Origin of the sequence: Pseudomonas sp. IT-P12, from assembly GCF_949767465.1 — a bacterium.
Classification (GTDB): domain Bacteria; phylum Pseudomonadota; class Gammaproteobacteria; order Pseudomonadales; family Pseudomonadaceae; genus Aquipseudomonas.
Genome location: NZ_CATKPY010000002.1, coordinates 123,994 through 147,494, shown reverse-complemented (window position 1 = coordinate 147,494; position 23,501 = coordinate 123,994). Strand labels below are relative to the sequence as shown.

The 23,501-nt window shown below is 59.0% G+C and carries 18 protein-coding genes and 1 tRNA gene; 14 read left to right on the top strand and 5 right to left on the bottom strand.

The window, feature by feature from the left end; translation table 11 throughout:
- Nucleotides 1-221: 221 nt before the first annotated feature.
- The 4 genes from ACM6IM_RS01510 (at nt 222) to ACM6IM_RS01495 (ending at nt 6,391) form a co-directional block, all read left to right on the top strand.
- Nucleotides 222-2,144 (top strand): PrkA family serine protein kinase, encoded by a 1,923-nt coding sequence (locus ACM6IM_RS01510; RefSeq protein ID WP_192306502.1) that lies wholly within the window; start codon nt 222-224, stop codon nt 2,142-2,144.
- Between the two features lie 122 nt (nt 2,145-2,266).
- On the top strand, nt 2,267-3,538 hold the full coding sequence (locus ACM6IM_RS01505) for a YeaH/YhbH family protein (RefSeq protein WP_192306504.1): 1,272 nt from the start codon (nt 2,267-2,269) through the stop codon (nt 3,536-3,538).
- On the top strand, nt 3,535-5,097 hold the full coding sequence (locus ACM6IM_RS01500) for a SpoVR family protein (RefSeq protein ID WP_192306506.1): 1,563 nt from the start codon (nt 3,535-3,537) through the stop codon (nt 5,095-5,097). Before ACM6IM_RS01505 ends, ACM6IM_RS01500 begins: the two co-directional genes overlap by 4 nt.
- Nucleotides 5,098-5,161: 64 nt before the next feature.
- Nucleotides 5,162-6,391: a multifunctional CCA addition/repair protein gene (locus ACM6IM_RS01495; RefSeq protein ID WP_414863981.1), complete on the top strand. Its 1,230-nt coding sequence runs from the start codon at nt 5,162-5,164 to the stop codon at nt 6,389-6,391.
- A 60-nt stretch (nt 6,392-6,451) separates the two neighbouring features.
- Here ACM6IM_RS01495 and folK read toward each other — a convergent pair whose 3' ends face one another.
- Complete coding sequence (gene folK / locus ACM6IM_RS01490) at nt 6,452-6,976, bottom strand: 2-amino-4-hydroxy-6-hydroxymethyldihydropteridine diphosphokinase (RefSeq protein ID WP_414863980.1); 525 nt, start codon at nt 6,974-6,976, stop codon at nt 6,452-6,454.
- Nucleotides 6,967-7,323 carry a dihydroneopterin aldolase gene (gene folB / locus ACM6IM_RS01485; protein WP_414863979.1) on the bottom strand — a complete coding sequence of 119 codons (357 nt, stop codon included), beginning with the start codon at nt 7,321-7,323 and terminating at the stop codon, nt 6,967-6,969. The genes folK and folB overlap by 10 nt, the downstream gene beginning before the upstream one ends.
- A 74-nt stretch (nt 7,324-7,397) precedes the next feature.
- Between folB and plsY the strand changes: the two genes are divergently transcribed.
- Nucleotides 7,398-7,967 carry a glycerol-3-phosphate 1-O-acyltransferase PlsY gene (gene plsY, locus ACM6IM_RS01480; protein ID WP_109635333.1) on the top strand — a complete coding sequence of 190 codons (570 nt, stop codon included), beginning with the start codon at nt 7,398-7,400 and terminating at the stop codon, nt 7,965-7,967.
- A gap of 23 nt (nt 7,968-7,990) precedes the next feature.
- Here the strand turns inward: plsY and tsaD are convergent, their stop codons facing one another.
- On the bottom strand, nt 7,991-9,016 hold the full coding sequence (tsaD, locus tag ACM6IM_RS01475) for a tRNA (adenosine(37)-N6)-threonylcarbamoyltransferase complex transferase subunit TsaD (protein ID WP_192306514.1): 1,026 nt from the start codon (nt 9,014-9,016) through the stop codon (nt 7,991-7,993).
- Nucleotides 9,017-9,215: 199 nt separating this feature from the next.
- Between tsaD and rpsU the strand changes: the two genes are divergently transcribed.
- The 5 genes from rpsU (at nt 9,216) to ACM6IM_RS01450 (ending at nt 17,756) form a co-directional block, all read left to right on the top strand.
- Complete coding sequence (gene rpsU, locus ACM6IM_RS01470) at nt 9,216-9,431, top strand: 30S ribosomal protein S21 (RefSeq protein ID WP_002551877.1); 216 nt, start codon at nt 9,216-9,218, stop codon at nt 9,429-9,431.
- A gap of 480 nt (nt 9,432-9,911) precedes the next feature.
- Nucleotides 9,912-11,879, top strand: a complete 1,968-nt coding sequence (gene dnaG, locus ACM6IM_RS01465) for a DNA primase (protein WP_414863978.1) — start codon at nt 9,912-9,914, stop codon at nt 11,877-11,879.
- Between the two features lie 67 nt (nt 11,880-11,946).
- The gene (rpoD, locus tag ACM6IM_RS01460; protein WP_201191857.1) at nt 11,947-13,794 is read left to right on the top strand and encodes an RNA polymerase sigma factor RpoD; all 1,848 of its coding nucleotides are present in this window, start codon (nt 11,947-11,949) and stop codon (nt 13,792-13,794) included.
- Nucleotides 13,795-13,917: 123 nt separating this feature from the next.
- The gene (locus ACM6IM_RS01455) at nt 13,918-17,664 is read left to right on the top strand and encodes an EAL domain-containing protein (protein ID WP_414863977.1); all 3,747 of its coding nucleotides are present in this window, start codon (nt 13,918-13,920) and stop codon (nt 17,662-17,664) included.
- A gap of 15 nt (nt 17,665-17,679) precedes the next feature.
- Nucleotides 17,680-17,756, top strand: a tRNA-Ile gene (locus ACM6IM_RS01450).
- Between the two features lie 344 nt (nt 17,757-18,100).
- On the opposite strand, the gene ACM6IM_RS01445 is transcribed toward ACM6IM_RS01450, so the two are convergent.
- Nucleotides 18,101-18,319, bottom strand: a complete 219-nt coding sequence (locus ACM6IM_RS01445; protein ID WP_414863976.1) for a hypothetical protein — start codon at nt 18,317-18,319, stop codon at nt 18,101-18,103.
- Nucleotides 18,320-18,528: 209 nt separating this feature from the next.
- Between ACM6IM_RS01445 and ACM6IM_RS01440 the strand changes: the two genes are divergently transcribed.
- Nucleotides 18,529-18,810, top strand: a complete 282-nt coding sequence (locus ACM6IM_RS01440) for a DUF6124 family protein (RefSeq protein ID WP_414864001.1) — start codon at nt 18,529-18,531, stop codon at nt 18,808-18,810.
- A 280-nt stretch (nt 18,811-19,090) separates the two neighbouring features.
- A complete protein-coding gene (locus ACM6IM_RS01435; RefSeq protein ID WP_414863975.1) occupies nt 19,091-20,302 on the top strand; it encodes a glycosyltransferase family 4 protein in 1,212 nt (403 codons plus the stop codon).
- A gap of 38 nt (nt 20,303-20,340) precedes the next feature.
- Here ACM6IM_RS01435 and ACM6IM_RS01430 read toward each other — a convergent pair whose 3' ends face one another.
- Nucleotides 20,341-20,967, bottom strand: a complete 627-nt coding sequence (locus ACM6IM_RS01430; protein ID WP_414863974.1) for a peptidase M41 — start codon at nt 20,965-20,967, stop codon at nt 20,341-20,343.
- A 146-nt stretch (nt 20,968-21,113) separates the two neighbouring features.
- Here ACM6IM_RS01430 and ACM6IM_RS01425 point away from each other — a divergent pair, with 146 nt between their 5' ends.
- Nucleotides 21,114-21,575: an Lrp/AsnC family transcriptional regulator gene (locus ACM6IM_RS01425; RefSeq protein WP_192306529.1), complete on the top strand. Its 462-nt coding sequence runs from the start codon at nt 21,114-21,116 to the stop codon at nt 21,573-21,575.
- Nucleotides 21,576-21,810: 235 nt separating this feature from the next.
- Nucleotides 21,811-23,493 carry a flavin monoamine oxidase family protein gene (locus ACM6IM_RS01420; protein ID WP_414863973.1) on the top strand — a complete coding sequence of 561 codons (1,683 nt, stop codon included), beginning with the start codon at nt 21,811-21,813 and terminating at the stop codon, nt 23,491-23,493.
- Nucleotides 23,494-23,501: the final 8 nt, after the last annotated feature.

The following is a 23,501-nucleotide window of genomic DNA, read 5'->3' as shown; positions in this document are numbered from 1 at the left end:
CGTATCCGCCCTTTACCTCCCGAATTCCCAACTATCCTTAAGCGCAGGCCATCCAAAACAGGGGAGAGCCGGTACACCGGCGCGCGGATCATCGGGAGTAGCTTTCGGAGTCGTGAGCTCCGAGGGATTTCTGGGGGGTAAACAGCAACTGCCTGTTCGGTTGCTGCCAGCATCGACTGAGTGATCCGGCGTCGGCTCCACGTATCGAGCGAGGTGACGTCATGAGTATCTTTAGCCACTTCCAACAACGCTTCGAGTCCACACGCCAGGAAGAATTCTCGCTGCAAGAGTACCTGGAGCTGTGCAAAAAGGACCGCAGTGCCTACGTTTCCGCCGCCGAGCGTCTCTTGCTGGCCATCGGAGAACCGGAGCTGCTGGATACTTCCACCAACTCGCGGCTTTCGCGAATCTTCTCCAACAAGGTGATCCGTCGATATCCAGCCTTTGAAGACTTTCACGGGATGGAGGAATGCATCGACCAGATCGTGTCGTATTTCCGCCATGCCGCTCAGGGACTGGAAGAGAAGAAACAGATTCTCTACCTGCTCGGCCCTGTCGGTGGCGGTAAATCGTCCCTGGCCGAGAAACTCAAACAACTGATCGAAAAGGTGCCCTTCTACGCCATCAAGGGCTCGCCGGTCTTCGAATCGCCTCTGGGTCTGTTCAACGCCACCGAAGATGGCGCGATCCTCGAGGAAGACTTCGGCATTCCACGGCGCTATCTCAATACCATCATGTCGCCATGGGCAACCAAGCGTCTGGCCGAGTTCGGTGGCGACATCAGCCAGTTCCGCGTGGTGAAACTCTATCCGTCGATCCTCAACCAGATCGCCGTGGCCAAGACCGAACCGGGGGATGAGAACAACCAGGACATCTCGGCGCTGGTGGGCAAGGTCGATATCCGCAAGCTCGAAGAATTCCCGCAGAACGATGCCGATGCCTACAGTTATTCCGGCGCACTGTGCCGGGCCAACCAGGGCTTGATGGAGTTCGTCGAGATGTTCAAGGCACCGATCAAGGTGCTGCACCCCTTGCTGACGGCCACCCAGGAAGGCAACTACAACAGTACCGAAGGCCTGGGGGCGATTCCGTTTACCGGCATCCTGCTCGCCCACTCCAACGAATCGGAATGGCATACGTTCCGCAACAACAAGAACAACGAAGCGTTCATCGACCGGATCTACATCGTCAAAGTCCCGTATTGCCTGCGGGTCAGCGACGAAGTGAAGATCTACGACAAGCTGCTGTTCAACAGCTCGCTGGCCAAGGCCCACTGCGCACCCGACACCCTGAAGATGCTGGCTCAGTTCACCGTGCTTTCTCGCCTGAAAGAACCGGAGAACTCCAATATCTACTCGAAGATGCGTGTGTATGACGGTGAAAACCTCAAGGACACCGATCCGAAGGCCAAGTCGATCCAGGAATACCGCGATAACGCCGGTGTCGATGAAGGCATGAATGGCCTGTCCACCCGTTTCGCGTTCAAGATCCTGTCCAAGGTCTTCAACTTCGACCCCCATGAAATTGCCGCCAACCCGGTGCATCTGCTGTACGTGCTGGAACAACAGATCGAACAGGAACAATTCCAGGCGGAAACCCGCGAGCGCTACCTGCGTTACCTCAAGGAGTACCTGGCACCGCGTTATATCGAATTCATCGGCAAGGAGATCCAGACCGCCTACCTCGAGTCGTACAGCGAATACGGCCAGAACATCTTCGATCGCTACGTGCTGTACGCCGACTTCTGGATCCAGGACCAGGAATACCGCGACCCGGAAACCGGCGAAATCCTCAATCGCGTGGCATTGAACGAGGAGCTGGAAAAAATTGAAAAACCGGCCGGCATCAGCAATCCGAAGGATTTCCGCAACGAAATCGTCAACTTCGTACTGCGGGCTCGCGCCAACAACAACGGCAAGAACCCGACCTGGCTCAGCTACGAAAAACTGCGGGTGGTCATCGAGAAGAAAATGTTCTCCAACACCGAGGATCTCCTGCCGGTCATCAGCTTCAACGCCAAGGCCAGCAAAGAGGACCAGCAGAAGCACAACGACTTTGTTACACGGATGGTCGAGCGGGGCTATACCGACAAACAGGTACGGCTTCTTTCCGAATGGTACCTGCGGGTCCGGAAGTCGCAGTGAAGCAGCGAAAAGCTTCTAGCCGAGAGCTGCAAGGGAAACGCAGTTGAACCCCCGTCCCGGGCGTTAATGGCGCTTTCGCTTGCGGCTTGAAGCTTACGACTTGAAGTTCCCGGGAGGGGCCTATGAGCTATGTGATCGACCGACGTCTCAATGGCAAGAACAAAAGCACGGTGAACCGCCAGAGATTTCTGCGGCGTTACCGTGATCACATCAAGAAGGCTGTCGAAGAGGCGGTGAGCCGGCGCTCCATCACCGACATGGAACACGGCGAACAGATCAGCATTCCCGGCCGCGACATCGACGAGCCGGTGCTTCACCACGGGCGCGGGGGCAAGCAGACCGTCGTACACCCCGGCAACAAGGAGTTCACCACGGGCGAGCACATTGCCCGTCCGCCCGGAGGCGGCGGTGGCAGAGGCCCCGGCAAGGCCGGCAACTCCGGCGAAGGCATGGATGAATTCGTCTTCCAGATCACCCAGGAGGAATTCCTCGAATTCATGTTCGAGGACCTTGAGCTGCCGAATCTGGTCAAGCGCAATCTGAGCGGCACCGACACCTTCAAAACCGTGCGCGCAGGGATCAGCAACGAAGGCAACCCCTCGCGGATAAACATCATCCGCACCTTGCGCTCGGCCCATGCCCGACGCATTGCGCTGTCTGGCAGCAGCCGGGCGAAATTGCGCGAAGCCAAGGAAGAACTGCTGCGACTCAAACGGGATGAACCAGACAACTTCGGCGATATTCAGGAAATCGAAGCGGAAATTGAAAAACTCAGCGCACGTATTCACCGTGTTCCGTTCCTCGATACCTTTGACCTCAAATACAACCTGCTGATCAAGCAGCCCAACCCCAGTTCCAAGGCGGTGATGTTCTGCCTGATGGACGTGTCCGGCTCCATGACCCAGGCGACCAAGGACATCGCCAAGCGTTTCTTCATCCTCTTGTACCTGTTCCTCAAGCGTAACTACGACAAGATCGACGTGGTGTTCATTCGCCATCACACCAGTGCCCGGGAAGTGGACGAGGAGGAGTTTTTCTACTCTCGCGAGACCGGTGGCACCATCGTTTCCAGCGCCTTGAAGCTGATGCAGGAGATCATGGCCGAGCGCTATCCGGCTAACGAATGGAACATCTACGCGGCACAGGCCTCCGATGGAGACAACTGGAACGATGACTCGCCGATCTGCCGCGACATCCTGATCAACCAGATCATGCCATTCGTGCAGTACTACACTTACGTCGAGATCACCCCCCGGGAACATCAGGCACTGTGGTTCGAATACGAGCGCATCGCCGAAGCCTTTTCTGACACGTTTGCCCAGCAACAACTGGTCTCGGCCGGGGATATCTATCCGGTCTTCCGTGAACTCTTCCAGCGCAGGTTAGTGACATGACCGCCAAAGAGCAGAAGCGCCAACCCATTTCCACCGGGTCCGAGTGGACGTTCGAGCTGATCCAGGCCTACGACCGTGAAATCAGTCGTATTGCGGCTCGCTACGCGCTCGATACCTACCCCAACCAGATCGAGGTCATCACCGCCGAGCAGATGATGGACGCCTACGCCTCGGTGGGCATGCCACTGGGTTACCACCACTGGTCCTACGGCAAACACTTCCTCAGCACCGAAAAATCCTACTCCCGGGGCCAGATGGGGCTGGCCTACGAGATCGTGATCAATTCCGACCCCTGCATCGCCTACCTGATGGAGGAAAACACCATCTGCATGCAGGCGCTGGTGGTGGCGCATGCCTGCTACGGGCACAACAGCTTCTTCAAAGGCAACTACCTGTTCCGCACCTGGACCGACGCCAGCTCGATCATCGATTACCTGGTGTTCGCCAAGCAGTACATCATGCAGTGCGAGGAGCGGCATGGTATCGATGCCGTCGAGGACCTGCTCGACTCCTGCCATGCATTGATGAACTATGGAGTGGATCGCTACAAACGCCCCTACCCGATTTCCGCCGAGGAGGAACGCCGCCGGCAAAAGGATCGGGAAGAGCACATGCAGAAACAGATCAACGACCTGTGGCGCACCATCCCCAAGGGCGCCGACAAATTCAGCGACAAGGACAACGCACGCTTCCCCGCGGAGCCTCAGGAGAACATCCTGTATTTCATCGAGAAACACGCACCGCTGCTGGAACCCTGGCAGCGGGAAATCGTGCGTATCGTGCGCAAGATCGCCCAGTATTTCTATCCACAACGCCAGACCCAGGTGATGAACGAAGGCTGGGCCACGTTCTGGCATTACACCCTGATGAACGACCTGTACGACGAGGGCCTGGTCACCGACGGCTTCATGATGGAATTCCTCACGTCCCATACCAGCGTGGTCTTCCAGCCCGGCTTTGACAGCCCTTACTACAGCGGCATCAATCCCTACACGCTGGGATTTGCCATGTACCGCGACATCCGACGCATGTGTGAAAACCCGACCGAAGAAGATCGGCGCTGGTTCCCGGACATCGCGGGCACCGACTGGCTGTCGACCATCAAGTTCGCCATGAGCAGCTTCAAGGACGAGAGTTTTATCCTTCAGTACCTGTCACCGACAGTGATCCGCGATTTGAAACTGTTCAGCATTCTCGATGACGACCAGAAGGACGATCTGCTGGTACCGGCCATCCACGATGAAGAGGGCTATCGCACCATCCGTGAAACCCTGGCAGCGCAATACAACCTGGGCAATCGCGAACCCAACGTGCAGATCTACAGCATCGACCGCCGCGGCGACCGCTCCCTGACCCTCCGGCACCAGCAACATGACCGAAAACCTTTGGGTGAATCCACCGAGGAAGTACTCAAGCACCTGCATCGCCTCTGGGGCTTCGACATTCACCTGGAAACCCTGCAAGGAGATCAGGTGATGAAAACCCACCACGTTCCACCACGCAGCGAACAAAGCGAAGGCGACTACGGCCGGCTGGACCTGGCCGTCATTCATCTTTGATTCAGGTTTCTGCCTCCGAAAGCTCGACACAAAGGTTATTCTGTCGGGCTAACGGAGGTTTTTTATGCGGATCTATAAAGTCGGCGGGGCCGTTCGTGATCGCCTGCTGGGCAAGCCTGTCACCGACATCGATTGGGTTGTGGTCGGTGCCACCACTGAAGAAATGCTCGCCAAGGGTTTTCGCCCGGTAGGAGCAGACTTTCCTGTGTTCCTTCACCCCAAAAGCGGTGAGGAGTATGCCCTCGCCCGAACCGAGCGCAAGAGCGGGCGTGGCTATGGCGGCTTCACCTTTCACGCCAGCCCCGAAGTCACCCTTGAAGAAGATCTGATTCGCCGGGATCTGACCATCAACGCCATGGCCGAAGATGATCAGCACAACCTGACTGACCCTTACCACGGCCAACGCGACCTGAAAGCCCGAGTCTTACGTCACGTTTCCCCCGCGTTCGCCGAAGATCCTCTCCGAGTGCTGCGTGTTGCCCGCTTTGCGGCGCGGTATGCCGAGCTGGGATTCACCGTTGCCTCCGAAACCCTGGAACTGATGCGTCATCTGAGCGAATCCGGGGAACTGCAGGCACTGACCGCAGAACGCAGCTGGAAGGAAATATCCCGGGCACTGATGGAAGACCAGCCTCAGGTGTTCATTCAGGTGCTGCGCGATTGCCACGCCTTGAAAGTGCTGATGCCGGAAGTCGACGCGCTGTTCGGCGTTCCCCAGCCGGAGGCCCATCACCCGGAAATCGACACCGGCGTGCACACCTTGAGCGTGCTCGAACAAGCCGCACGCCATCAGCAACCCCTGACCGTACGCTGGGCCTGCCTGCTGCATGACCTGGGCAAGGGGTTGACGCCTGAAGACCAGTGGCCTCGGCACATTGCTCACGAACACAAGGGCCTGAAGCTGATCAAGGCTGTCAACGAGCGCTTCAAGGCACCGAAGGATTGCCAGGAACTGGCCCTGTTGGTGGGGCAGTACCACACCCATGGCCACCGAGCGCTGGAACTGAAGCCGTCGACGCTGCTGGAGCTGTTGCAGAGTTTCGATGTCTACCGTCGACCGCAGCGATTCGAGGAGTTTATTGCCGCGTGCGAAATGGATGCGCGGGGCCGCAAAGGACTGGAACAACGAAGTTATCCACAGGCGGATTACCTGCGTGGGGCGGCTGATGCCGCGCGGGGCGTTGCGGTTCAACCGTTGCTGGAAAAGGGATTCAAGGGACCAGAGCTGGGAGACGCGATCAAGCGCGAACGGCTCAAGGCACTGAAAGCCTACAAAGAGTCGGCGTCTTCCTGAAAGCTTCGCGCGCAGCTTTGCTTCCCCCCAGCGGGAGCGAGCCTGCTCGCGATAGCAATATCAGCCCTGCAGCAGACTAGACGGCGTCAGCGGTTGCCCACGCCACTCAAACGCCACGGGGGCCAACACCTGATCAATCTGTGCTTCATCCCACAGCGCAGCAAAGCTCTCGCCTACACCGGGATGCACCCGATCCGGCGCAATCAGTGACAGTGGCCACAAAACGAAGGCATTTTTCAGAATTTCCGCACGCGGCAGAATCAAGCCATCGAAGTTACCCACCAGATCGCCAAACAGCAGCACATCGATGTCCAGTGGCAAGCCCTTGCGGTCCGGCGCATAGCGGCCGTTGTCCGCTTCGATGAACTTGAGCCGGCGGTCGAGTTCCATCAGTGGCAGATCGGTGTAAGCCGACACCACAAAGTTGAAAAACGGGCCGCTCTTGATGCCCACCGGCTGACTTTCGAAGACCGCCGAGCAGCGCATATCCACCAGAAAGCCCGCCAGGGCTTCCAGGCCTGCCCGCAAATGGGTCTCGCGCTCGATATTGCTACCGAGGCCAAGGTACACCTGAGTCAGCGGCATCCGCGCTCGATCTCCACGCCCACGCCACCGGTAGCTGCCGGAACGGCACCTGGCTTGGTCAGCTTGAGGCGCATCCAGGGGATGTTGAACTCACTCATCAACACCGCCACCAGGCGCTCGGCAAAAGTCTCGACCAGTTGGAACTGCGCTTGCTCGGCGAACGCCTGAATCCGCGCGGAAACACTGGCGTAATCGAGCGCCAGGCTCAGGTCATCACCGGCAGCGGCCGGGCGATTATCCCAGGCGAAGCTCAGATCAAGACGCAGGCACTGTCGGATCCCTCGCTCCCAGTCGTAGGCACCGATCACGGTGTCAACTTCCAGGCCCTCGATAAACACTCTGTCCAAGCACTCTTCTCCGCTGCACGACAAGGGCGCAATGCGCCGTTAGAATCAGGGCGTCCCCGCCCGGAATAGTTAGCATGTTTTGGTTACTGGCGACTCTCGCCTACCTGCTCGGCTCGCTGTCCTTCGCCATTTTGCTCAGCCGCCTGACCGGAAACCCCGACCCGCGAATGAGTGGCTCAGGCAATGCCGGCGCGACCAACATGTTGCGCCTGGCCGGCAAGAAACTCGCCATCCTGACCCTGATCGGCGACCTCTGCAAAGGCCTGCTGCCTGTACTGATCGCAGGGTTTGCCGGCCTTTCGCTGCAAGAACAGGCCTGGATCGGCGTCTGCGCCGTCATCGGCCACCTGTTTCCTCTGTACTTTCGCTTTCGCGGCGGCAAGGGTGTCGCCACCGCTGCCGGCATGTTGCTGGGCCTTTACCCGCCCGCGGCGCTCCTGGCGGTGTGTGCCTGGCTGCTGACGTTTTACCTGACCCGCACCAGCTCGCTCGCCGCCCTGATCGCCACGCCGTTGACCCTGCCACTGCTGGCCTGGCAAGAACCGGCGGCCCTGCTGCCCATGAGCGCCCTCACCGGGCTGATCGTCTGGCGTCATCGCGGCAATCTACGCGACCTGTTTGCCGGGCGCGAACGGCATTTTTAGCGGCCGGACATGAGCCGGGCTCATCATAGCCCCGACAATTGCTCCATCGGCCAACGTGCCTGCACGCTGATCGCCAGACTTTCGTGCTGGCCGGCCTGCAAACGCTGGCAGCCGGCAAACGCGATCATCGCGCCATTATCGGTACAGAATTCCGGACGGGCGTAGAACACATCGCCCTTCATATCGCCGAGCATTTTTTCCAACGATGCACGCAAAGCCTTGTTGGCGCTGACGCCACCGGCAATCACCAGGCGTTTCATACCCGCCTGCTTCAGGGCACGCTTGCACTTGATGGTCAAAGTCTCCACCACGGCCTCCTGGAACGCCAGCGCGATGTCGCAACGGACTTGCTCGCTGTCGTCTCCGGCACCGACGCTTTGCTGCCAGGTGTTCAAGGCAAAGGTTTTCAGGCCGCTGAAGCTGAAGGCCAGGCCTGGGCGGTCGCACATCGGACGCGGGAAAGTGAAACGCCCTGCAACGCCCTGCGCAGCCAGGCGTGCGATTTCCGGACCGCCGGGATAATTCAGGCCCATCATCTTCGCGGTTTTGTCGAATGCCTCACCGGCCGCATCATCGAGACTCTCGCCCATGAGCGTGTACTGGCCGATCCCGTCGACCTGCACCAGTTGCGTATGCCCGCCCGAGACCAACAAAGCGACGAACGGAAACTCTGGCGGTTTCGACTCCAGCATCGGCGCCAGCAAGTGCCCCTCCATGTGATGCACACCCAGCGCCGGAATACCCCAGGCGAAAGCCAGGGCCTGCGCACAGGAAGCACCGACCAGCAGCGCGCCCACCAGCCCCGGGCCTGCGGTGTAGGCGATCGCGTCGATCTCCGTCGGCGCGCAGCCAGCCTCGGCCAACACCTGGCGAATCAACGGCAGCATACGCTTGACGTGATCACGCGAGGCCAGCTCAGGCACAACGCCACCATAGGCGCGATGCAGGTCGATCTGACTGAACAGCGCGTCGGCCAGCAGGCCGCGCTCACTGTCGTACAAAGCGACGCCGGTTTCGTCGCAGGAGGTTTCTAATCCCAGTACTAGCATGGGTTTGCGCCTTGTTTAGGCTGAATTCGAAGGCGCGCATAATAGTCGCCGCGTGAGGCCCCGACCAGCGGTTTTCGATCAGAGGCTTTGCATTCCGAGCGATGAGGGGTTAACATCCGCAACCCTTAAAAACCGACGTCTTCAAGTGCTCTTTTGCCGCGAGGATGTTGACCCCGGTAATGAATGAAGGTAGCTCTGGATGCCAGCCGTCAAAGTAAAAGAGAACGAACCCTTCGACGTAGCTCTGCGTCGTTTCAAGCGCTCCTGCGAAAAAGCCGGTGTACTGGCTGAAGTTCGTAGCCGCGAATTTTACGAGAAGCCAACTTCTGAGCGTAAGCGCAAGGCAGCAGCTGCTGTTAAGCGTCACGCCAAGAAAGTTCAGCGCGAACAGCGCCGCGCCGTTCGTCTGTACTAATACACAGACGACCGTCGCAAGCTTCTGCCAAGCCCGGCCTACAGCCGGGCTAATGGCATTTGCGGACAACGCTTGATGCTTCACCGTCAAAGCCGCACACGCGACCGAGACAAACCTGCTTCACTGCGTCAGACCTGGCTTTTTGCCAGCGGTGCACGTCATTTCTGACGAGCCTTTCAAGGCTACTGACGAGCACACCCACTGATTCCTCTCACGACGATCAGCCCAAGGCACCTCTTGCGTGCCGCATGATGAGCTATCCGAGACCCATGACGGGTCGTCGCCGGATTCAGCGAAACACTTTCAAATAGTCGAATACTGATTGGAATTAACGTCAGTGGATTTTCGGCAGATACAATTCCCGACAGCGATTACGCAGACGACACTGGTCGAGCCGCACATTTTGCGCGCTTCAAACAACGACCCGCGTCCGGCCGCCCATCGCCAGGGATTCCTTTCAGCGCAGACGACGAGAACGCCATGGCCGGGCTAATCCCCCAGAGCTTCATTGACGACCTTCTGAACCGCACCGACATCGTCGATGTGGTCAGCTCGCGCCTGCAACTGAAAAAAGCCGGCAAGAACCACACGGCCTGCTGTCCGTTTCACAAAGAAAAAACCCCGTCATTCAGCGTCAGCCCCGACAAACAGTTCTACTACTGCTTCGGCTGCGGCGCCGGCGGCAATGCCCTCGGCTTCATCATGGACCACGACAACCTGGACTTCCCCCAGGCCGTCGAAGAACTGGCCAAAGCCGCAGGCATGGAAATCCCCAGGGAAGAAAGCGGAAGGTCGCGCAAACCTCGGCAGCCGACCGATTCGCCGCTGTACCCGCTGCTCACGGCCGCCGCCGATTTCTACCGCCAGGCACTGAAAAGCCATCCAGCGCGCAAAGCCGCCGTGGATTACCTGAAGGGCCGCGGGCTGACGGGCGAAATCGCCCGGGACTTCGGCCTTGGCTTCGCCCCACCCGGCTGGGACAACCTGTTCAAGCACTTGAGCAGCGATACCCTGCAACAGAAAGCCATGATCGATGCCGGCCTGCTGATCGAAAACGCCGAAACCGGCAAACGCTATGACCGCTTCCGCGATCGCGTGATGTTTCCGATCCGCGACAGCCGTGGGCGCATCATCGCATTCGGCGGCCGCGTCCTGGGCGATGACAAACCCAAGTACCTGAACTCGCCGGAAACCCCGGTCTTCCATAAGGGCCAGGAGCTCTACGGCCTTTACGAAGCGCGCAAGAACAATCGCAATCTCGACGAAATCATCGTCGTCGAAGGTTACATGGACGTGATCGCCCTCGCCCAGCAAGGCCTGCGCAATGCCGTTGCCACTCTCGGCACCGCCACCAGCGAAGAGCATTTGAAACGACTGTTCCGCGTCGTGCCCAACGTGCTGTTCTGCTTTGACGGCGACCAGGCGGGCCGCAACGCTGCGTGGCGAGCCCTGGAGGCGACGCTGTCGAGCCTGCAGGACGGTCGCCGCGCACGCTTCCTGTTCCTGCCCGAGGGCGAAGACCCGGACACTCTGATTCGTTCGGAGGGCACCGACGCTTTCCGCGCTCGAATCAACCAGCATGCACAGCCGCTGGCCGACTATTTCTTCCAGCAACTGACCGAAGAGGCCGATCCGCGCTCGCTCGAAGGCAAGGCCCACATGGCCACCCTCGCAGCGCCATTGATCGACAAGGTCCCAGGCGCCAACCTGCGCACCCTGATGCGTCAGCGCCTGCTGGAAATCACCGGTTTGAGCGGTGAAGCGGTGAGCCAGCTGGTACACAGCGCACCGCAAGAGGCGCCGCCAGCCTACGACCCCGGCATGGACTATGACGCCATGCCCGATTACGCCGATTTCCACCAACCCCAGGAAGCGTTCGCGCCACAGCAGGAATGGACGCCGAAGAAACCCGGGGCCGGTGGCAAGAAATGGGACAAGAAACCCTGGAGCAAAAACGGCAAGCGGGGTGACCGTGAAGAGTATGCTCCGCGCACGCCCGTGGCGGTGGAAGCGCCGACGCTGATTGCCTTGCGCACGCTCATCCACCACCCGCAACTGGCCGGAAAGGTCGAGAGTGCCGATCATTTTGCCAACGAAAGCAATGTTTACGCCCAGGTACTGATCGCCCTGATCGAAGCGGTGCAGAAAAATCCTCAGCTAAACTCTATTCAGTTGATGGCGCGCTGGCACGGCACGGAGCAGGGGCGCTTGTTGAGGGCACTGGCAGAAAAGGAGTGGCTGATTGACGGCGACAACCTTGAACAGCAGTTTTTAGACACCATTACTAGGTTATCTGCGGGTCAACATACGCAGACCCTCGACGAACTGATCAAGAAAGCAAGGCAGCCGGGATTATCGGCTGAAGAGCAAATCCAGATCGCAAAACAGATGCGCGACCTCTTAAAACAGAATGTTTCCGCATCAAACCCGACCTCAACTGGCGCGTGAGGTCACAGCTCAGGTATAATCCTCGGCTTGTTTTTTGCCCGCCAAGACCTTCAGTGGATAGGGTGTTATGTCCGGAAAAGCGCAACAGCAGTCTCGTATTATTGAGTTGATCAAACTGGGTCGTGAGCAGAAGTATCTGACTTACGCCGAGGTCAACGACCACCTGCCCGAGGATATTTCAGATCCAGAGCAGGTGGAAGACATCATCCGCATGATCAACGACATGGGGATCCCCGTACACGAGAGTGCTCCGGATGCGGACGCCCTTATGCTGGCCGACGCCGATACCGACGAAGCCGCAGCCGAAGAGGCAGCAGCAGCGTTGGCAGCGGTGGAAACCGACATTGGTCGCACCACCGACCCCGTGCGCATGTACATGCGTGAAATGGGTACGGTAGAGCTACTCACACGTGAAGGCGAAATCGAAATCGCCAAGCGTATTGAAGAAGGCATCCGTGAAGTGATGGGCGCAATCGCGCACTTCCCTGGCACGGTTGACCATATTCTCTCCGAGTACACTCGCGTCACCACCGAAGGTGGCCGCCTGTCCGACGTTCTGAGCGGTTATATCGACCCGGACGACGGCATTGCCCCACCGCCTGCGGAAGTCCCACCGCCGGTCGACTCGAAAGCCGAGAAAGCCGACGACGACACCGACGACGAGGAATCCGAAGGCTCGGATGACGACGAAGAAGCCGAAAGCGGTCCGGATCCGGTCGTTGCTGCACAGCGTTTTGGCGCTGTCGCCGATCAGATGGAAATCACCCGCAAGGCGCTGAAAAAGCATGGCCGCGACAACAAGCTGGCGATCGCCGAGCTGTTGGCCCTGGCCGAGCTGTTCATGCCGATCAAGCTGGTACCGAAGCAGTTCGAAGGCCTGGTCGAGCGTGTTCGCAGCGCCCTGGATCGTCTGCGTCAGCAAGAACGCGCAATCATGCAATTGTGCGTACGTGATGCTCGCATGCCGCGTGCCGACTTCCTGCGCCAGTTCCCGGGCAATGAAATCGACGAAAGCTGGACCGATGCACTCGCCAAAGGCAAGAGCAAATACGCCGAAGCGATTGCTCGCCTGCAGCCGGACATCATTCGTTGCCAGCAGAAGCTGACCGCACTCGAAGCCGAAACCGGCTTGTCGATCGCCGAGATCAAGGACATCAACCGTCGCATGTCGATCGGTGAGGCCAAGGCCCGCCGCGCGAAGAAAGAGATGGTCGAAGCGAACTTGCGTCTGGTGATCTCCATCGCCAAGAAGTACACCAACCGTGGCCTGCAATTCCTCGACCTGATCCAGGAAGGCAACATCGGCTTGATGAAAGCCGTGGACAAGTTCGAATACCGTCGCGGCTACAAATTCTCGACATACGCCACCTGGTGGATCCGTCAGGCGATCACTCGCTCGATCGCCGACCAGGCCCGCACCATCCGTATTCCGGTGCACATGATCGAGACGATCAACAAGCTCAACCGTATTTCCCGCCAGATGCTGCAGGAAATGGGTCGCGAACCGACTCCGGAAGAGCTGGGCGAACGCATGGAAATGCCTGAGGACAAGATCCGCAAGGTATTGAAGATCGCCAAAGAGCCGATCTCCATGGAAACCCCGATCGGTGATGACGAAGACTCCCATCTGGGTGACTTCATCGAAGACTCGACCATGCAGTCGCCGATCGATGTCGCCACCGTTGAGAGCCTCAAGGAAGCGACTCGCGAAGTGCTGTCCGGCCTCACTGCCCGTGAAGCCAAGGTACTGCGCATGCGCTTCGGCATCGACATGAATACCGACCACACCCTCGAGGAGGTTGGTAAGCAGTTCGACGTGACCCGTGAACGGATTCGTCAGATCGAAGCCAAGGCGTTGCGCAAGCTGCGCCACCCGACGAGAAGCGAGCACCTGCGCTCCTTCCTCGACGAGTAATCACAGAACCCCCGGCCCAGGCCGGGGGTTTTGCTTTCTGCAGATAAAACTCCCCCGCACGCCTCCCTCCGCCGAATAGCCCGTCTACACTCGAAACATTCCCCGAGCCATAACGAGACCGTTATGACCAGACTGCCGACCGTGCTTTTTTTGCTGTCGCTGATGAACTGGACTGCAACGGCTGGCGCGCTGACTCTGACCGACGAAGAACGTAGCTGGCTGACCGCCCATCCGGACTTGCGCCTGGGTGTCGATGCGTCCTGGCCGCCTTTTGAGTTTCGCGACGAACAAGGCCGTTACCAGGGCCTTGCAGCGGACTACATCGACCTGATTCGCCAACGACTGGCCATCCAGCTCACCCCGATCGAGCCCGTGAGCTGGACCGTGGTACTGGAGCAGGCCAAACAGGCCAAACTCGACCTGCTGCCGGGCATCATGTCGACACCGGAGCGCCAGGCCTACCTGTCGTTCACGCGCCCCTACCTCGACTTTCCGATTGTCATTCTCGCCCACGTGGGCGGCGCACAGCCACGCAAACTGCAGGACTTGTACGGCCTGAAAATCGCCGTGGTGGAAAATTACGCGCCCCATGAACTGCTGCGCACTCATCATCCCGATCTGAACCTGGTGGGCATGCCCAACGTCGCCTCAGCCTTGCAGGCGCTGGCGACCGATGAAGTCGACGCCGTGGTCGGCGATCTTGCCTCCAGCGTCTGGAGCCTGCGTCAGCTCAAGCTCGACGGGCTGTATGTCAGCGGCGAAACCCCCTATCGCTATCAGTTGGCCATGGGTGTTCCCCGGGAAAACAAGATACTGGTCGGCATCCTGGACAAGGTCCTGGCCGACATGGCGCCGGAAGAAATCAGCGCGATCCAGGAACACTGGATCGGTAACGTCCTCGACCATCGGACATTCTGGTCCGATCTGTTGGTCTACGGTCTGCCAGGACTGCTGCTCCTGATCACCGTGCTGGCGGTGGTGATCCGGATCAACCGCCGCCTGAGCTCGGAAATCGCCCGCCGGGTCGACCTGGAACAGGAACTGCGCAGCAGCGAATACCATTACCGCGGGCTGGTCGAGAGTCTTTCAGCCATTGCCTGGGAAGCACGAATCACCGACTTCACCTACAGCTACGTGTCGCCCCACGCCGAAGAGCTGCTCGGATACCCCCTGTCCCACTGGCTGATTCCGGGCTTCTGGCGCAACATCATCCACCCGGCCGACCTGACCCGCGCCCAGACCTTCTGCGATCACGAAGTGCTCGCAGGACGCGACCACAGCCTCGATTACCGGGTCATCACCGCCGACGGCCGCTGCATTTGGGTGCGCGACATCGTCAGCCTGATCGTGCACGGCCATGAACCGGTGATGCGCGGCCTGATGATCGACATCAGCGAGGCCAAACGCACCGAGGAAGCCTTGCGCCTGTCGGAGCAGAAATTTGCCTCGGTGTTCCAGCAGTGCCCTGACATCCTGGTGATCGCACGTCTTTCCGACGGCTGCCTGCTGGAAGTCAACGAAGCCTTCGAGGAACAGATCGGCCTCAAGGCTGAAGAAGTCATTGGCCAGACCGCCACCGACCTCAATATCTGGGGCATTCCAGGGGTCGGCCCGGGGTTGCTGCAGCGTTTGCAGGCCGGCAGCATCCGCAACCTGGAGATGCTGTTCCGGCGCAACAACGGCCAGGTGTTCACCGGCCTGATCTCCGCCGAACCGTTCGACCTCGACACCACCCCGGCGCTGGTGGTCGTGGTGCGCGACATCAGCCAGCTCAAGGAAACCCAACAACAGCTGCAAACATCCGAAGAAAAGTTCGCCAAGGCTTTCCATGCCTCGCCCGACGGCCTGCTGTTGTCGCGCCAGAGCGACGGGCTGCTGCTGGAGGTCAACGAAGGCTTCAGCCGCATCACCGGCTTCAACAGCGCGATGTCCGTGGACCGCTCCTCCCTGGAACTGGGCATCTGGGTCAACCTCAACGAACGCAAGCAGATGCTCGACCTGCTGCATCGCGACGGCTTCGTTCGCGACTTCAGTTGCCATATCCGCCGCAGCGACGGGCAGATCCGCCTTTGCGAGGTCTCAAGCCGCCCGCTGCCGATCGGCGACGAAGACTGCATGCTGACCATCGCCCGGGATATCACCGAGCGCCACCTCATGCAGGAAAAACTGCAACAGGCGGCCACCGTTTTCGAAAGCACGGCTGAAGGCGTGCTGATCACCGACACCCAGCAGCACATCAGCGCCGTCAATCGGGCCTTTACCGAAATTACCGGCTACAGCGAAAGTGAAGCCCTGGGCCACACCCCGCGCCTGCTCGCCTCCGGCCTGCACGACAGCGCGTTCTATGCCGCCATGTGGCATCAACTGACCGCCGAAGGGCATTGGCAGGGGGAAATCTCCAATCGCCGCAAGAATGGCGAGTTGTACCCGAGCTGGCTGACCATCAGCGCCGTGCGTAATCGCGACAAGTTCATCACCCACTTCGTCGCGGTGTTTGCGGATATCTCCAGCCTCAAGCACGCGCAGGCCAAACTCGATTACCAGGCCCACCACGACCCCTTGACCGGCCTGCCCAACCGCACCCTGTTCGAAAGCCGCCTGCTGGCCGCCCTCAACTGCCAGCGGGAGAATGGCGGCCAGGGCGCAGTGCTGTTCCTCGACCTGGACCGTTTCAAGCACATCAACGACAGCCTTGGCCACCCGGTGGGCGACCTGCTGCTCAAAGGCATCGCCGTGCGCCTCAAGGAGCAATTGCGCGATATCGACACCGTGGCGCGCCTGGGCGGCGACGAGTTCATCATCCTGCTGCCCGGCCTGCAGCAGGCCAGTGACGCTGACAACATCGCCATGAAACTGCTCAATTGCTTCTCTGCGCCGTTTCAGGCCGGCGAACATGAGTTTTTCATCAGCGCCAGCATCGGCACCAGCCTGTACCCCAAAGATGGCTGTGACGTCGCCACCCTGGTCAAGAACGCCGACGCGGCGATGTACCGGTCCAAGGCCAAGGGTCGCAACAGGATCGAGAGCTACACCCGCGACCTGACCGCCCAGGCCAGCGAACGGGTTGCTCTGGAATACGAACTGCGCCGCGCCATCGAACGCAATGAACTGCTGCTGCACTATCAGCCGAAAATCAGCCTCGAAGACAATCGCCTGGTGGGCGCCGAAGCCCTCCTCCGCTGGCGTCACCCGACCTTCGGCGACGTACCGCCGGAACACTTCATTTCGCTGGCCGAAGAAAACGGCATGATCCTGCAAATCGGCGACTGGGTGCTCGAAACCGCGTGCCGGCAGATGTACGAGTGGGGCCTGACGTATGAATGCCTCGGCCCCTTGTCGGTCAACCTCGCCGGCGCCCAACTGCGCCAGCCCAACCTGCTCGGCCGGATCGAACAACTGCTGAAGGACAACCGCCTCCAGCCCGAACTGCTGCAACTGGAAATCACCGAAAACTTCATCATGAGCCAGGCCGAGGAAGCGCTGGCGGTGCTGCATCAACTCAAGCACCTGGGCGTGCAACTGGCCATCGACGATTTCGGCACGGGCTACTCGTCCCTGAGCTACCTCAAGCGGCTGCCGCTGGATATTCTCAAGATCGACCAGTCCTTCGTCCGGGGCCTGCCGGATGATCCCCATGACGTGGCCATTGTCCGCGCGATCATCGCGCTGGGGCGCAGCATGCAATTCACCGTGATCGCCGAAGGTGTCGAGACACTGGCCCAGCAGCAATTCCTTGCTCAGGAAAGCTGCGAACAGATCCAGGGCTACATCGTCAGCCCGCCCATGCCCGCAGACGAATTCGCCGCCACGTTTCTTCGCATGGCCATTTCGGATTTTTCGGATAGCACAGCCGAGAAACCGTCGCTATAATCCGCGACCTACTGAGGGCCTATAGCTCAGTTGGTTAGAGCAGAGGACTCATAATCCTTTGGTCCACGGTTCAAGTCCGTGTGGGCCCACCAAACTCGAAAGCCGCGCATTGCGCGGCTTTTGTGTTTCTGGGTGGCACTCATTTCCGGCCTCTCAAACTGCAAAAACGCCAAAAGTGTCCACAAATCGTCCACATTGGATGTTCTCATGCCTAACCATTTCAACGTCTAGTGACGATCCACGCAGACGCCTTGGCTCGCTTGTTCTCGGGTCGAGATGGCCAGCACGTGATCATATGCTCGTGGAACAGCTGAGCTTCGCGATTGTCGATCACAAACGCCGCCTTACAATGCAGATGACTCACCGAGTTTGGCTATTGATTGACAATAAGGCCAAATCACTGAGCTCAATGATTGGTCGAGCAGATCACTGCGATTTACACCCCCCTGATAATGTCGAAGTAGGATATTTCTGGTGGAAAAGGTTTTTGCTGGTTTACCTGCCCCTCCGTAATGTGCAACCCGAGATTCCCTCTACTCCTGCTCGCAGTGATGCTCTCCAGAGGAATACCGAATTTGTTGCCAAAGGCAATCATGACGGACAGGTCAGTCGCCGTAGTGGGTACGCCAAAGATGACCGTGTCTTGGTTAGCCATGTCCACTCCTCCTGCTCGGTTGTGATGATGGCGTTTCATGCCATATTTCATCCTTACACAAAGAGACTTTCGCGAAACCTGTGAAAAATAACAGTTGATAAGAACAGAATGTAATAACTTCTATCTAAATTTCTGGCTACTGAACTCAGTAGTTGATCGCGACCTTTGCGCACAAAACTCGCCACTGTCCGTGCCACTTTTATCCACAGATCAACTGCCCACGTGAAGATCTCCTCTCCAACGCCGACATCCGCGCCACCCCGCGCACGCCTCCCACGATGTTCATCGTCAATCCGGGCGTTCATGTCATCGACCTGCTGGGCAGCGTGAGCGAGTCGCTGGCTTCGGCCAGCGTGATCACCCTGGATGTTGCCGACCGCGAAACCGGCACCAGTCGCAACTCGCTGCTGGGCATTGCTCAACTGGTGATGTTGGCGGAAATTTCGGTAAACCGGGCGCTGGATCAACTCGACCCTCATGCACCTCAGTGACCGCAAAAAAAAGAGCTCGCGCTCCGTGGTTCTTCGGTTGCTGTCACTCGAAAAACCACGGATTTCGTTCAATGTTACGTCCGGAACGAGCGGCCCGGCGGGCCTCTAAAAATATGTAGCTACGGACGTAAAAAAATGTTTCCGACTGCTACAATTCCTTCGAATCGCGTTGTGTTAACTTCAACAGACAGCAGAAAAATGGCGTCAGTAATTTTCAGGGTCTGACGGGCGCCCGGCAGGACATCTCAACATAGCGGTCAAGGGTTCCTGTGAGGGGAATATGATTAAAGAGCCATACATCCTTTTCACAAGAATCCCGATTATAAAGGACGAACAAGGAAATCTATTTACAGATGCCTTGTGGGCCAAGGACATAGAACTTCATCTGGACTATATACAAAACTTCGGAATTTGCTGCCCCGTTGAAAAAACCAACGATGTCGAGGGACTGCAAAACATAACCAGCCTGAATATAAAGTGGCTTTTTGCACTGAAGAACGACTACGGATTAACTTCAGTTCTGAAGAACCTGATCCCGAACTTCATCACCGTCATCAAGGCCTGCAAAAAAGCCAGGATCGTTCACTCCGACGGCGCCGGCTGGGCATTCCCACTCTCCTTTTATCTGTTGCCGCTCAAGCCGATTTTCCGTTTTCAATGGATTATCGTCATCGAGTCTTCATTCTGGATGCTGGGTCAGGGCGAAGCCAGGACCTTGCGGAAAACGGTTGAGCACTACGCGCATAAAATCCTGTTGAAACGCTGCCTGAAGTTGGCAAACGCACGGATATTCACCCAGTCTTTCTACAGGGAATATTTCTTGGGCGACGATGACAGCCGAGCGTTGATCAACCATGCCACCTGGGTCGATAAAAAGCACATCACGACCCCGGACGCGGTCAACAGAAAGTTCGTAGAGCGGCGCGACGGCGCACTCAATATTTTCTACCCCTCACGTCTGGTCATGGATAAAGGTGTCCTGGTTGTGCTGGACGCCATAGAGCAACTCAAACACGACAACTTGAACGTCAATATCACCATCATGGGCTCTGGGGACCTGAAAGAGCATTGCCAGCGCTTTGCAGCCCAAGACCACGGCGGTATCAAGGTCAACTTCCAGAACACGGTCAATTACGGCGAAGACTTCTTCAACGCTATTGCCCAGCATGACTGGCTACTGGTCCCGACACTCAAGCAGGAGCAGCCCAGGATCATTTTCGACGCGTTCAGCCAGGGCGTCCCGGTCATCGGTTCGGACACCTCCGGGATCCTGGACATCACGAACAAGGACAATGCGCTCACGTTCGAAACCGGTAACCCTGCCAGCCTGGCAGAGGTTATTCGCCACGCCGCCCGACATCCCGAACTGGGGCTGAAAATGGGCCTCGCCGGCTTGGCGTACGCGACGGGGAAGACGCATTTGCAGATGCATCAGGACCGCGAAGCATTCCTGAAGAACAGCCTGAAGCTCCATGCCAGCCCCCAAACCTGAGCCGCGCCTTTAACGACCCTCGAGCGCCAGGCCGAGGATCAGGTTTCCAGCACTGGAATGGTGTGGACACACGGAAGCGCTTCAAGCCTTTCACGGGTAAAAACCACCTCGTAGGTATCCGCCGCCCGCCCCCACTGCTCGACGATGGCCATGCCGTCGACCAGCAGGCTTGCCAATTCGGTGATCGTGTCTGCCAGATGTTCGACGAGGGTTTGGGTCCGTTTCCAGATCCGATCCGTTATCGACTTGAGCTCAGCTTCGATGCGCCTGGATGACCCGGGATCCGTTCCGGCGAAGGTGATATTGCGCAGCAGGTGCTGCAGCTCCTTGATTTTCGCGTAATCGTGTTCCGCGCCCAACGCCCCCTTGAGGATGGCGACCGCTTTGGATTTGTCGACGCGGGCTGACGAGAGTGTCTGCGCCATGACGCCCGCGAAGAGCACCATCATCCGGGCTTCCAGGTGCGCCTGCATGACCGCCATCGACTCAACGGGCCGGGCGAGGGTAATGGCGGCGCCCCCGCGATGCCGCAAGTCCAGGGTCACGCTCAGGCTGACGCCACCGGTTGCAAACCCCAGGGCACGAGCGATGACGTAATGGCCCATTTCATGACGGGCGATCTGTAACGCATGCGCGCGCACGGCGCTGGGCATGTTCCTTGTCATTTCGTCGCCTCGCCTCTTCGATTTCGCATTCGACTACGCCCGACGGTGGCTGTCCATCCCATAAATGGCCTGCACGGTGTTCATCGCGGATCCGGTCCGTGCCTGTAACATGTCGTCTCCTGGATCTGTACCGCTGGAGCCCACCCTTGCCCGACGTCCGCCCGCCCGTTCTTGACGAAATCGACCGCCAACTGATTGCGGCCCTGCAGATCAATGCCCGTGAAAGCGTGGCCATGCTTGCCCGGCAATTGGGCATCGCGCGCACCACCGTGACGTCGCGCCTGGCACGCCTGGAAAAGGCCAAAGTGATTACAGGATACGGCGTGCGCCTGGGCCAACGGGTGGTGGACGGCGGTTTGCAGGCCTATGTCGGCATCACGGTGCAACCCCGTTCCGGCAAGGAGGTGCTGCGTCGCCTCAGCGCCATGGCCCAGGTGCAGCAGTTGTGTGCCGTCAGTGGCGAGTTCGATTACGTGGCCTGGCTGCGCACCGACTCGCCCGAACAGCTGGATCAACTGCTTGACCAGATCGGCAGTGTCGACGGGGTGGAGAAGACCACTACCTCGATCATTCTGAGCAGCAAGATCGATAGGGGGCAGCCGGTGTGACGGGTTCGCGATGAGGGAGCATCAGCTTCCTTTGGCGGTGCTTGGACTACCGCTTTCGCGAGCAAGCCCGCTCCCACATGGATTCAATATGCAGTGTGCAATCGTCATTTTGACCAATAGACAGGCAAAACGACGACACTTTGCATCTTATTAACGTGTTGTACGCTCTCTAGAATGGCTGCCATCTTTCCTATACTCAGACGCGCACTCCGCGTCCGAATGCCAAAGGCCAGCCATGAACAAGATCAATCGCCACCCTGCAGACGGCAAGAAGCCTGTCACCATTTTCGGTCCGGACTTCCCTTTTGCCTTCGACGACTGGATCGAACACCCGGCAGGCCTCGGCAGCATTCCTGCCCATCATCATGGCGCTGAAGTGGCGATCGTCGGCGCGGGTATCGCAGGCCTGGTGGCGGCTTACGAGCTGATGAAACTGGGGCTCAAGCCCGTCGTCTACGAAGCCTCGAGAATGGGCGGGCGCCTGCGTTCACAAGCGTTCAATGGCGCCGAAGGCATCATTGCCGAGCTCGGCGGCATGCGTTTCCCGGTGTCCTCCACTGCGTTCTATCACTACGTCGACAAGCTGGGCCTGGAGACCAAGCCGTTCCCGAACCCGCTGACGCCTGCCTCGGGCAGCACCGTGATCGACCTCGAAGGCAAGACCCATTACGCCCAGAAGCTGGCGGACCTTCCGGCCCTGTTCCAGGAAGTGGCTGACGCCTGGGCGGATGCACTGGAAGCCGGCTCGCAGTTCTCCGACATCCAGCAAGCGATTCGCGACCGTGACGTACCGCGCCTCAAGGAACTCTGGAACACCCTGGTGCCGCTGTGGGACGACCGCACCTTCTACGATTTCGTGGCCACCTCCAAGGCATTTGCCAAGCTCTCGTTCCACCACCGCGAAGTGTTCGGCCAGGTTGGCTTCGGCACCGGCGGCTGGGACTCGGACTTCCCGAACTCGATGCTGGAAATCTTCCGTGTGGTCATGACCAACTGCGATGACCACCAGCACCTGGTCGTCGGCGGCGTCGAACAAGTGCCGCTGGGCATCTGGCGCCATGTGCCGGAGCGTTGCGTGCACTGGCCCGAGGGCACCAGCCTCAGTTCGTTGCACCGGGGTGCGCCGCGTTCCGGGGTGAAGAGGATCGCCCACGCGCCGAACGGCCGCTTCACCGTGACCGATACCTACGGCGACAGCCGCGAATACGCGGCGGTGCTGACCACCTGCCAGAGCTGGCTGCTGACCACCCAGATCGAATGCGACGAAACCCTGTTCTCACAAAAAATGTGGATGGCGCTGGACCGTACCCGCTACATGCAATCGTCGAAGACCTTTGTGATGGTCGACCGCCCGTTCTGGAAGGACAAGGACCCGCAGACCGGTCGCGACCTGATGAGCATGACCCTCACCGATCGCCTGACCCGTGGCACCTATCTGTTCGACAACGGTGATGACAAGCCGGGGGTGATCTGCCTGTCGTACTCGTGGATGAGCGATGCGCTGAAAATGCTCCCTCACCCGGTGGAAAAGCGTGTGAAGCTGGCACTGGACGCCCTGAAGAAAATCTATCCGAAGGTCGACATTGCCGCGCGGATCATCGGTGACCCGATCACCGTGTCCTGGGAAGCCGACCCGCATTTCCTCGGTGCCTTCAAAGGCGCACTGCCGGGGCACTATCGCTACAACCAGCGCATGTATGCGCACTTCATGCAGGACGGGATGCCGGCCGAGCAGCGCGGGATTTTCATTGCCGGCGACGACGTTTCGTGGACGCCGGCGTGGGTCGAAGGGGCGGTGCAGACCTCGCTCAATGCAGTCTGGGGCATCATGAAACACTTCGGCGGTGAAACTCACGCCGAGAACCCGGGTCCAGGAGATGTATTCAACGAGATCGGTCCGATCGCCCTGCCCGAGTAGGAGGAACC

Excerpts from the sequence above, each read along its gene's own strand:
- tsaD (WP_192306514.1), bottom strand. The coding sequence starts at position 9,016 with ATGCTAGTACTGGGATTAGAAACCTCCTGCGACGAAACCGGCGTCGCT.
- ACM6IM_RS01505 (WP_192306504.1), top strand. The coding sequence starts at position 2,267 with ATGAGCTATGTGATCGACCGACGTCTCAATGGCAAGAACAAAAGCACG.
- ACM6IM_RS01455 (WP_414863977.1), top strand. The coding sequence starts at position 13,918 with ATGACCAGACTGCCGACCGTGCTTTTTTTGCTGTCGCTGATGAACTGG.
- ACM6IM_RS01435 (WP_414863975.1), top strand. The coding sequence starts at position 19,091 with ATGATTAAAGAGCCATACATCCTTTTCACAAGAATCCCGATTATAAAG.
- rpoD (WP_201191857.1), top strand. The coding sequence starts at position 11,947 with ATGTCCGGAAAAGCGCAACAGCAGTCTCGTATTATTGAGTTGATCAAA.
- folK (WP_414863980.1), bottom strand. The coding sequence starts at position 6,976 with ATGCCGCTGACTCAGGTGTACCTTGGCCTCGGTAGCAATATCGAGCGC.
- ACM6IM_RS01445 (WP_414863976.1), bottom strand. The coding sequence starts at position 18,319 with ATGGCTAACCAAGACACGGTCATCTTTGGCGTACCCACTACGGCGACT.
- ACM6IM_RS01420 (WP_414863973.1), top strand. The coding sequence starts at position 21,811 with ATGAACAAGATCAATCGCCACCCTGCAGACGGCAAGAAGCCTGTCACC.
- ACM6IM_RS01500 (WP_192306506.1), top strand. The coding sequence starts at position 3,535 with ATGACCGCCAAAGAGCAGAAGCGCCAACCCATTTCCACCGGGTCCGAG.
- ACM6IM_RS01430 (WP_414863974.1), bottom strand. The coding sequence starts at position 20,967 with ATGACAAGGAACATGCCCAGCGCCGTGCGCGCGCATGCGTTACAGATC.
- plsY (WP_109635333.1), top strand. The coding sequence starts at position 7,398 with ATGTTTTGGTTACTGGCGACTCTCGCCTACCTGCTCGGCTCGCTGTCC.
- dnaG (WP_414863978.1), top strand. The coding sequence starts at position 9,912 with ATGGCCGGGCTAATCCCCCAGAGCTTCATTGACGACCTTCTGAACCGC.
- ACM6IM_RS01510 (WP_192306502.1), top strand. The coding sequence starts at position 222 with ATGAGTATCTTTAGCCACTTCCAACAACGCTTCGAGTCCACACGCCAG.
- rpsU (WP_002551877.1), top strand. The coding sequence starts at position 9,216 with ATGCCAGCCGTCAAAGTAAAAGAGAACGAACCCTTCGACGTAGCTCTG.
- ACM6IM_RS01495 (WP_414863981.1), top strand. The coding sequence starts at position 5,162 with ATGCGGATCTATAAAGTCGGCGGGGCCGTTCGTGATCGCCTGCTGGGC.